Origin of the sequence: Paenibacillus tyrphae (genome assembly GCF_024158745.1) — a bacterium.
Classification (GTDB): Bacteria; Bacillota; Bacilli; order Paenibacillales; family NBRC-103111; genus Paenibacillus_G; species Paenibacillus_G tyrfis_A.
Genome location: NZ_JAMZAW010000053.1, coordinates 1 through 10,527, shown reverse-complemented (window position 1 = coordinate 10,527; position 10,527 = coordinate 1). Strand labels below are relative to the sequence as shown.

Sequence of the window (10,527 nt, the reverse complement as noted above, 5' to 3'; positions counted from 1 at the left end):
ATCTAAACTTGCGAGCATGGACCTGTTCAGGATACGGGACGCACCATGACCGTGACCACAATGCCAGCATGAACATCTTGCAAGAAGGACTGCGTTTGTTGGCGAAGACCAACTGAACTGCGGGAACCGCAGGGATCGCTTGCTCAAGAAGAGAAGGATGCTTCTCTGTTCGCAAGAATCCCCCACCTCAGCGCCATTAGCGCAGGTGGTGGGAGTGTTCAATTCACCTATAGTTTACTAGTTTGTTATTCAATTCAATATGTTCACTGTTCCTATCTTTTCTATTAACTTTTCGACATAACATAATCCACCCGAATCATACCAAGCCCCAAATGTTACCATTGGTCTACAATAATTAGGTCTCCCTTCACTACTACCTATGACTTGCAGGACTGGAGGTGATTGTCTTTTTACCTGAATATTTCTTAGAAGTTTTTTTGTTATATGCAGCGAATGCGGCTGTAACGGCCGATAAGAGATTAAGGAACAAATAGAACCTTGTCAATGAAAAAGGAGGCTTCTTGGCGAAGCAAAGGTGCTTTGGAGCGGAAATCGACTGAACCGTCAGAATTGGTTATTGTGACTGGATCTGTAACTCCGGCAGCAACAAGCTTGCTTACGGCCTTGATAGCCGATTCATCGGTTTGCCCTGCCAATCGCACCTCATCGCCAAGCGGCCATGGAAGAGGAATGCGCGTTAAAATGACGGCCATTTCTTCCCGAGTTATCGTGCGATCCGGTTCAAATCGGCCTCCGGGCTCCTCCCCCAACCAATGATGCTCGACCGCTGCCTGTATCTCTTTGACCGCAAAATGGTGTTCGATATCCGTGTAACCGGATTTCGATTTGGAGGGCGGATAGCCGACTGCATGCAGCAGCATTGTGATGAATTCCGCGCGGGTCATGGGTGCCTTAGGGTCAAAGCTGCGCCCATCTCTTCCATTGATGATATCTAGCGAATGGAGCTTTTCAATAGACGGTTGGTAGGGACTTTCTTTCGAGACATCGGAAAACAGCGCTTTTTCCTGCATTTTGGGCGAATAGGCTAACGGTGCTTTGGCAGGTCTGTACATATATGCAATACCGCCATCCTTTTGTTCAAGAAATGCTATTTTCTCCCCGTGGTCATCCATAAACAACAAGGGATCTATCTTTTTCAAAGTAGTCTTGCCATTCCCCAATTTGTATCTGTCTTCCGCTACAAGTTGTCCATTATTGTACGTAATTCTAGTCACAAATGCCGGGGTATGCAGGTCTCTGTATAATCCGACGTAACGTGCGGCTTGCTGTTCTGTCAGAGGTGATACCGATTCAGGCGTCTCGGTGCTCTTCGGATAATAATGGTCCATAAAGGCAGCATACAAATCCGAGCGTAATTCGGAATCATTATTATAAATGACGAACAATCCCGTTTTGCGCTCAGGCAGTAGCCATGTCCATGTGGCATATCCGGGAATGTTCCCGCCTTTGCCGACGACATACTGACCATTCGATAGTTCATTGAAAATACTTTCAAATCCATAGCTTGTAATAGGTATGGCCGGATGAGCGAAAACGGAAAACTTGCTCATTCGCTGAACACTTTGTTCGCTTAATATTTGCCGATCTCCGGCCTTTCCATTTTGCAGAAGCATGATCATGAATTTAGCCATATCGCTTCCGGTGGACAACATTCCGCCCTGAGGCATGTCCGTAGGATAAATGCCATACTCCGGATATGGCGTGCCTTGCGGATCGTAAGCTGTAGCCATTCGGGCTTTAAGCTCCGGGGTTACAAGATCATGGGAAGAATGCATGCCGAGCGGCTGAAAGATGTTTTTATCCATGTATTCATGAAAAGGGAGCCCGGTAACTTGTTCCACGGCATATCCCGCCAAAGCAAAAGCATAATCGTCATACTGGTAGGCTTCCCCCGGCGTCCGGACGATGGTTGGCATTCGATCAATCAAGAAATCTCGAAGAGAAGTCTCTTGATGAAGAAGATCGGGCGAGGCGTCATCGTCTTTTTCATATGGGAAATCGAACCCCGTCATGTGGGTCAGCATATTTTCCATAGTTAGCGGTTTACCTGTCGAATTGGGTATTGTGATACCCCCGAGATAGGATTGGATGTCCTGATCCAGCTTGATCTTCCCTTGGTCAGCAAGCTGCAGCACAGCCGCAGCCGTAAACGTCTTAGAAATCGAACCGATGCGAAAAACGGTATTGGAATCAACCGGGGTTTTGCTTTCTTTGTTTGCATACCCGTATCCTTTGGATAAAACGACTTGCCCGTCCTGAACGACGACGAACATGGCACCCGGGACATTGAACTTCTTCAAGCTTTCCCCAAAGTAATTGTCCGCGAAGGCCTCCACTTCTTTGGGGTCAACCGGACCGCTTGGAGCAGCAGGAACAGCTGCAGGCTGAGTCGCCGTGATGGTTTGCCCCTTAAGAGGGAGCTGTTCCGCACTGACACTATGCCCTCCGACCAATGCAATCAAGCAGGTTGCAGCTAGAGAGGTGCTTAGCGTTACAGCGAGCACTTTTGAAACTCTTTTTTTACGCATTAGAAAATTCTCCTTCAATGAAATTGGTATAGGCTGGAAGTGCCCTCTCAGTATAACATGATGGATTATTTCCCCACACAGTCTTCTGTCTAGTGCATTACCTAGCCTAAGGTCAAGCAAAAAAGAATCAGACCGCAGCAGCGACCTGATCCTTTGCACTATTGTTTTCAATGCTTGTACTGCGGATAAACACCATGAAGGCGTTCATGCGGCTTGGGGCATACGGGCTATCATCCAACGACTGCAACAGCTAACTGCCAAGATAAGCCATCTTGACCTGCTCACTGGAGGCTAACTCCTCCGGCGTGCCGGAAAGGACGACGCTGCCTGTTTCAATGACATAAACGCGGGTGGCGATGGATAACGCCAGATTGGCATTTTGTTCCACCAGCAGAACAGTCGTGCCGTTGCGATTGATTTCTTCGATAATGGCAAAAATCGTTTTCACAAGCAGCGGCGCAAGCCCCATGGAAGGCTCGTCAAGCAGCAGGAGCTTAGGGCGCGCCATCAGCGCCCGTCCCATAGCTAACATTTGCTGTTCACCGCCGGACAGCGTCCCGGATAGCTGCTTGCGACGCTCATGCAGACGCGGGAAGAGTTCGAATACTTTTTGCAAATCATGCCGAATACCAATTGTATCTCTTCTGACGTAGGCGCCCAATTCCAAATTTTCCAGCACGGACATATTCGCAAACACACGGCGGCCTTCCGGTACATGGGAAATTCCCGCTTTGACAATATCTTGCGCCGTTTTCCCGTTCATCGAAAGGCCGGTATAATGGATGGAACCCCGGTTAGGCTTTAGCAGACCGGAAATCGTTTTCAGAAGCGTACTTTTGCCTGCCCCGTTGGCTCCAATCAAGGTAACAATTTCTCCATGACGAACATCCAGCGTGACCCCTTTCAGAGCTTGAATATGCCCGTAGTACACATCAATTTGCTCCACGTTCAACATGGTTACTTGCTACCTCCTCTCCCAAGTAGGCCTCGATCACCTTGACATGGTTGCGGATGTCCTCCGGCGTTCCTTGCGCAATAAGCTGTCCGTGATCCAGTACGTAAATCCGCTCGCAGATGCCCATGACCAGCTTCATGTCGTGCTCAATCAACAAAATCGTCAAATCCAGTTCATGGCGGATAAACGCGATCAATTCCATGAGCTGGCGCGTCTCTTGTTGATTCATGCCTGCCGCAGGTTCGTCCAGCAAGAGCAACTTGGGCCCGGCGGCCAACGCCCTGACGATTTCCAGACGGCGCTGTTGTCCGTAAGGCAAGTTCTTAGCCGTTTCATGCATGCAAGTTTCCAATTGGAACATCCGCAGAAACTGAATCGCCTTCTCTTCCATTTCCTTCTCACCGGCAAAATGGGACGGAAGCCGCAAAATAGAGCTCACCATCGAATGCTTGGCCAAGGAATGGTAGGCGATTTTCACGTTGTCCAATACGGAAATCTCATTAAAAAGGCGAATATTTTGGAAAGTCCGGCTAATGCCCATGCGGGTAATTTGATATGGAGCAAGACCGTTCAGCCGCTTTCCTTCAAGTAAGATTTCTCCTTCTGTCGGTACGTACACACCGGTCAACAAATTAAAACTGGTCGTTTTTCCGGCCCCATTCGGTCCGATAAGCCCTACCAGTTCGCCTTTGCGGATTTCCATATGAAGACCGGAAACGGCTTTCAACCCGCCAAATTGCATACCGACACCGCGAACGTGGAGCAATGGGTTATTTTCCATACGCATCCCTCCGTTTCATCGCCGTCCACTTGCGCAAGTATGAGGTCATTTCTGTGGTCCCCATCAATCCTTGCGGCCGATACAGCATGACAACGATCAGGATGGCGCTGTAAATCATCATTCGCGTTTCCGGATAGCCTTGCAGGAAGGTAGACACAATGGTCAGCAATATCGCCGCCAAGACGGCGCCCGACAAACTGCCCAGTCCCCCCAGAACGACGAAGATTAAGATGTCAAACGACTTCAAAAACCCGAAATTTGTCGGTTGAATCATATAAAAGTTATGGGCATACAGCCCGCCGGCAATTCCCGCGAAAAAAGAACCGATCGTAAAGGCGACCACTTTGTAGTACGTGGTGTTGATCCCCATAGCATCGGCGGCAATTTCATTTTCACGGATTGATATGCATGCCCGTCCATGTGTTGAATTCGTAAAGTTCATAATGACCAGCATGGTAATAAAGAGACATAAAAACGTCGTTGTCCAGGTTGTCAAATGCGCCACCTGCATGCCGGCCGCGCCCCCGACATATTCAATGTTAATGAATACGACCCGAATAATCTCGCCGAAGCCCAGCGTGGCAATCGCCAAATAATCGCCCTTCAAGCGCAAGCTCGGTATGCCGACCAGCAAGCCTGAACATGCAGCCACGGCTCCTCCGGCTAGCAATGCGACAGGAAACGGAAGATGAAATTTCATGGTGGCAATAGCAGCGACATAGGCGCCAACAGCTAAAAACCCGGCATGGCCGATAGAAAACTGCCCCGTTATCCCAATGACCAGATGCAGGCTGACGGCTAAGATCATATTGATCGCGATAAAAATCAAGGCATTCGTATAAAAAGGGGTTAACCATTCCACGCTGATCAGCAATTGAACGCTGCCATAAATGACTGCAGATAGAATGAGAAATAACCAAAATGCTGCCTTATTTTTCATCAATATGCGTCACCTAAACTTTCTCTCGCATATTTTTCCCCAGCACGCCAGACGGTCTGAAAATCAGGATCAAAATAAGAATAATAAAGGCTGCGGCATCCCTCCACGGAGAATAGCCCAAAGCGCTTACAAACGTTTCTACCGTTCCCAGCACGAGGCCGCCGATGACGGCACCGGGAATAATGCCGATGCCGCCCAGAACAGCGGCAACGAAAGCTTTGAGTCCGGGGACGACGCCCATCAACGGTTCTATTTTCGTATAGTACATCCCGAAGATAACGCCTGCTGCTCCTGCCAGTGCAGAACCGATGGCGAAAGTAGCCGATATCGTCCGGTCTACATGGACGCCCATCAAACGTGCTGCTTCCGCGTCATGAGATACGGCGCGCATCGCCTTGCCAATTCGGGTCCGATACACCACCCATTGCAAAATGATCATTAAGACGATAGAAATCAGCAAAATATACAGCGATTGGCTGCTGATCGAGGCGCCAAAAATAGTAAAAAACTGATTCGGGAATGCACTCGGGTAAGCTTCAGGTTGGGCGCCACGAAGATAAATCGTGCCGTATTCAATAAGAAGCGATACGCCGATTGCCGTAATCAACGAAGCGATTCTCGTCGTGTTCCGCAGCCGCTTGTAGGCGACCATTTCAATCAGCACGCCAAGAATGGCGCACACCACCATCGAGAGCAGCAAAGCGGGGACGATGCCCACGCCCCATCCCTTAATTGCATAGAAGCCAACAAACGCACCAATCATGAAGACATCGCCATGCGCGAAATTAATCAGTTTGATAATGCCATAAACCATCGTGTATCCCAGCGCAATTAACGCATAAATGCTCCCGAGCGAAATGCCGTTGACAATTTGCTGTGCCCAGTCCATCACATTCAACCTCCGAACCGCTCAGACTCGAATTTGATTGATCTTCAAAAAGCGCAGCGGGAGGAGGCCCTCCCACGGCCCTGTCGAATGCTTTATGGATTCACTTTAGTTCTAAACGTTTGCTTCCCATCTTTATATTCCAGCACAGTTGCCGTCTTGATCGGATTGTGCTGCTTATCGAGCGTAATTTTGCCGGTAACCAACAGCAAATCTTTCGTTTGCGCTAAAGCGTCCTTAATTTTGCTTCCGTCGGTCGAGCCCGCGCGCTTGATGCCGTCCGCCAACAAATAGACCGAATCGTAGCCCAAGGCGCTAAACCCATCCGGAGCTTTGCCGCTGTACTTGCCTTTGAACGCTTGGACAAAATCCTGAATCATCTTATCCGGGTCTTCGGACGAATAATGATTGGCGATATACGTATTATTCAAAGCAGCGGCACCAGCCAAGTCCACTAATTTGGGAGAATCCCATCCGTCAGCTCCGATAAGCGGGATGGTAATTCCCAATTCGCGCGCTTGCTTCACGATCAAGCCCACTTCTTCATAATAGCCGGGGATAAAGATCGAATCCGGGTTCAGCGATTTAATGCGAGTCAATGTCGCGCGGAAATCGGTGTCCTTCGCGACATACGCTTCTTGGGCAACGATCGTCCCTCCGGCCTTCGTGAACGTTTCTTTGAAAGAAGCCGCCAGCCCTTTCGCATACTCACTGGCGCTGTCTGCAAAGATAGCCGCCGACTTCACCTTCAGTTCGCCGGCCGCAAAGTTGGCGGCAACGCGACCTTGAAACGGATCGATAAAGCAGGTCCGGAACATATAATCGTTAACGCTCCCGTCCGCTTTCAGCGTGATATTCAGACTGGTGCCTGTAGGCGTCAGAAGCACGGTTTTGTTATTGGTTGCGACTTGCGCCTGCGCAACCGTATTGCCGCTAGTGGCTGCGCCGATAATAGCTGCCACTTTATCTTGGCTGGTCAATTTGATCGCCGCATTGGTTGCTTCAGCAGCATCCGACTTATTGTCCACTTTGATGACTTCCAATTTCTTACCGTTAATGCCGCCGCTTTTGTTCAAGTTTTCGACAGCCAGATCGATACCCTCGGCAATCGACTGACCGTATGAAGCTACCGGACCGGAAAGCTCTAAGTTGGCTCCGATTTTAATAACGTCCCCTACTACCGCATCGCCGCCCGACTTTCCCGTCTCCCCTTGCGTCCCTCCGCATCCCGCTACGAGTCCCGCTAGCGCGAACCCCATTAGCAGATGCAGCGCTTTTTTCCTAGTTCCTTTTCCCATACGTTGCTGTTCCATAAATGCCCTCCTCTTGGCGTTCCATTCCCTATTGGTGCAAGCGCATGTGTAAAAACATGCAGTTGTTCTTAATACTATTATTCAGCGCGAACAACTAGTACTACATCCAATCGTTTATTTCACGAGGTATTTGAAATATCGGCAATCGGTACATAGTCTTGACACAGCGTTTTGACAAGAATATGTTCCGATAAAATAAAAAATCCGCGATTTACGCGGTCAGAGTGTTGAGAAAGTGGTCAAACGGGATTATAGAGGTAACGAAGGGGTGGGGTATCCACTTCCGACCACTCTTGTCTTCGGGAAATTTGATTGGAAGCCGCTTATTAGTGGACATTTCCCGAAGACAAAGGCGGACGCTATCGCTTCTCCAGTGGATACCCCACATCCGTATGTTTCTCTATTTTTGCTTAGACCACTTTCTCAACAAGCTCTCCGCGATTTACGCGGTATTGAATCGGAGTATATTCTTGAGATCACGATAAACATTGTTCTTAAACATGCTTAACTTTGAATATCTTCCTGAAGGAAACCGAAACTGCCATGAATTATGAAGTACCGATACAATATTCTGTTAAGCACCAACAACCTTATTTTTCCTATTGGGATGCGAACGGCAATAGACACTTCGTATGGTTTGAAGATGCGCGTGCTCGTGCTGCAAAGTTTCAATTGGTCGTCGATTACCGTCTTAGAGGCGTGGGTGCGTGGCAGTTAGGATTGAATTTCCCTCAATCCGCTTTCTTAGTGGCTGAGTTTTTTGCGACGAAAAGAGTAATTTGATGAATCCGCTCATGCAGTGGTTGTGTGTTATTCCTAATTGTCCTTTCGATACATTCGCAAGTTCTTGAAGTGCGCCTCGGAATATTTGCCCTTCGAAATTCCATTATTGTACGTTCCGTTCTTGAAGTACCATTCACGGTCAGTAGTATTGTACTGTCGAGTTTTGACCAAAACATCGTTGATCCAGATGCGTGCTGCACCGGTTGCAGGATTAAAGGCACATTTGAGATTAAACCAAGTACCTGCCATGTTTGTCGCGATGTTAGTAGAATCGCCATTGTTACGAATGTTGCCATCGGCCGTTGCCTGAATATAGATCGGTTCGCCGCCCGTGTTGCTCTTGATCTGCATAATGGCGGTCTTTTCCGTTCCAGGCTCGAACATGACGTCGGCCTCCCACATATTATCTTTGTTTTGATCTGTCCAATTATCCCAGCGCATCTCAACCCGCTCTTCACCTGCGTAAACCCGGGTAGTATAAACACCATCTACGATCCAAAATCGTTCGGACATAGGCGCTCCTGTCCTGTTCTGAACATAATAAGAATTCTTGTCCCAAGGTATCTCGGTCCAGCCCGCCGTAACTGTATTGCCAGTGATAACAATACGGTCCAAATCCGGCGCATTCGCCGCATTATTGTAAAATTTAATCGTATTGTTTCCGGCATTCAACTGTACCGTCACAGAAGTTTTTACAGGAGTGCCCCAGCTTGAACCACTCAGCGTTTTTTGCGTTCCTGTTCCGCCGTTGACACTGATGTAAAAGTCTCGCGTACCGTTTACTAGGAAGTAGATATCCATATTGTACGATCCCTTACTAATTACATTGACATTCAGTGTCACATAATTCGCCGAACTGCTGCCAATATGCCCAACCTTGAAACCGCCGGAGCAAGCCTTACAAGTTACTGAGTTCGCCGTTCCGCTCATGGTTCCGTTTTCCGCCTCATACGACGTGGAAGCCGCATTTACACGTTCCGGCGACACTGAGCAAACGGTTAACAAAAAGAATACACCCAGACAAAAGACCAAAAACATGCGGAAAAGCTTCGTTCTCATGAATAAATTACCTCCTCTTAATTTTACATTTAATGACACTACTATCACTCTTTTATGTTATAGTTTATTAAATGGACATCCTCCATTTGCCACCATTTTACTTTTATACCTTATTAATGTGTATGTTCATTTCTCACTTCTGTTTGGAATATACTAACATCCCCTTACATTTACAGCTTAATAGTAATGATTACACAAATAATGCAACCGACACCTGCCGTAATATTTCTCAATGTCATAAAACGAAAAAGCCGCATGATATGCGACTTCTAATGTACCCATAGAAAAAATCGTTTATTTTTTCATCCGATATATTTGTTTATTCTCAATGATCTTAAGCGGCTGCGTCCATTCCTCCGAATCCGGCAGCGAATCTAACGCATCCTCAACAGCCTGAAGCTTTGCATCCAGTGTGTCGATATAATGCAACGCTACGGCCTCGGGTATTTGCGGCTGCACCGGGCTGCCCCATTCCCCGAGATTGTGATGAGAAAGAACCAAGTGTTGGAGTATAACGATTTTCTCATCCGAGGTGTCCATGCCCAAAGCAATAGCAGCTTCAATTATCCAGTTTGCCGCTAACGAAATATGTCCCAGCAACTTCCCTTTAAAGCTATAATCCGTCACAATCCCGAGCTGTGCATTCATCTCCTCAGGCTTCGCTATGTCGTGCAGTATAATGCCGGCTTTGATTAGATTGAGATTAAGGAAAGGACGCTGCTTTGCCACAAATTCACCGAGCTCAAGCATCCGACAAATATGATAAGCCAGCCCTGCATAGTAAGCATGATGCATTCCTTTCGCAGCCGGATAATGCATAAGCCTCTCTTCTACCTTGCTGATACAGAACTCCACCACGCTTCTAATGTCACTGTCCTGAATGCTTGCTGCCGTTTGCTTGATCATATGTACCAGATCAATCGGTTGAATAGGTGCTGATCTGATAAAGTCCGTCAGCGTATACCCATCCTCTTCCGTTGCCTTGCGAATTCGGTTAATCTTCATCTGAGGCTTTTCACGATACATTTGAACGAGCCCCTGCACTTTCACCAGCATCATCGGGAAGTATGTCTCTTTATCGGCAGGAGAAACATCCCAGAGCTTCGCCGGGATTTCTCCGCTAGTATCAGCCAAGACAATATCAAAATAATCTTTCGGAGGTGTTGAATTGGTTTGCTTTATATCGGCTTTCTTCAGCAAATAAAATCCGATGATTTCGTCACCCTCAGTAAAAGTTCTAATCAAAGTCACTGTATTGTCG

General features: G+C 47.8%; 10 protein-coding genes. 2 read left to right on the top strand and 8 right to left on the bottom strand.

The features are described from left to right. The first annotated feature begins 8 nt into the window (after positions 1-8). Positions 9-116, top strand: coding sequence for a zinc ribbon domain-containing protein (locus NI000_RS37295; RefSeq protein ID WP_375541040.1), 108 nt, complete (start codon positions 9-11; stop codon positions 114-116). Between the two features lie 363 nt (positions 117-479). Here the strand turns inward: NI000_RS37295 and NI000_RS36390 are convergent, their stop codons facing one another. The 6 genes from NI000_RS36390 to NI000_RS36365 all read right to left on the bottom strand — a co-directional run bounded on the left by NI000_RS36390 (position 480) and on the right by NI000_RS36365 (position 7,409). Beyond that, complete coding sequence (locus tag NI000_RS36390) at positions 480-2,549, bottom strand: serine hydrolase (RefSeq protein WP_253416147.1); 2,070 nt, start codon at positions 2,547-2,549, stop codon at positions 480-482. Between the two features lie 250 nt (positions 2,550-2,799). Beyond that, complete coding sequence (locus NI000_RS36385) at positions 2,800-3,504, bottom strand: ABC transporter ATP-binding protein (RefSeq protein ID WP_253416146.1); 705 nt, start codon at positions 3,502-3,504, stop codon at positions 2,800-2,802. Then, positions 3,482-4,285: an ABC transporter ATP-binding protein gene (locus NI000_RS36380; protein ID WP_025845549.1), complete on the bottom strand. Its 804-nt coding sequence runs from the start codon at positions 4,283-4,285 to the stop codon at positions 3,482-3,484. The genes NI000_RS36385 and NI000_RS36380 overlap by 23 nt, the downstream gene beginning before the upstream one ends. After that, positions 4,275-5,225 (bottom strand): branched-chain amino acid ABC transporter permease, encoded by a 951-nt coding sequence (locus NI000_RS36375; RefSeq protein WP_253416145.1) that lies wholly within the window; start codon positions 5,223-5,225, stop codon positions 4,275-4,277. Before NI000_RS36375 ends, NI000_RS36380 begins: the two co-directional genes overlap by 11 nt. Positions 5,226-5,238: 13 nt before the next feature. Further along, on the bottom strand, positions 5,239-6,114 hold the full coding sequence (locus NI000_RS36370; RefSeq protein ID WP_253416144.1) for a branched-chain amino acid ABC transporter permease: 876 nt from the start codon (positions 6,112-6,114) through the stop codon (positions 5,239-5,241). Between the two features lie 92 nt (positions 6,115-6,206). Beyond that, complete coding sequence (locus tag NI000_RS36365) at positions 6,207-7,409, bottom strand: ABC transporter substrate-binding protein (RefSeq protein WP_253416149.1); 1,203 nt, start codon at positions 7,407-7,409, stop codon at positions 6,207-6,209. Positions 7,410-7,967: 558 nt separating this feature from the next. Between NI000_RS36365 and NI000_RS36360 the strand changes: the two genes are divergently transcribed. After that, positions 7,968-8,207 carry a hypothetical protein gene (locus NI000_RS36360; protein WP_253416143.1) on the top strand — a complete coding sequence of 80 codons (240 nt, stop codon included), beginning with the start codon at positions 7,968-7,970 and terminating at the stop codon, positions 8,205-8,207. 33 nt (positions 8,208-8,240) lie between these two features. Here the strand turns inward: NI000_RS36360 and NI000_RS36355 are convergent, their stop codons facing one another. After that, positions 8,241-9,266, bottom strand: coding sequence for a CBM35 domain-containing protein (locus NI000_RS36355; RefSeq protein ID WP_253416142.1), 1,026 nt, complete (start codon positions 9,264-9,266; stop codon positions 8,241-8,243). 294 nt (positions 9,267-9,560) lie between these two features. Next, positions 9,561-10,517 (bottom strand): 3'-5' exoribonuclease YhaM family protein, encoded by a 957-nt coding sequence (locus NI000_RS36350; protein WP_253416148.1) that lies wholly within the window; start codon positions 10,515-10,517, stop codon positions 9,561-9,563. Positions 10,518-10,527 lie beyond the last annotated feature (10 nt).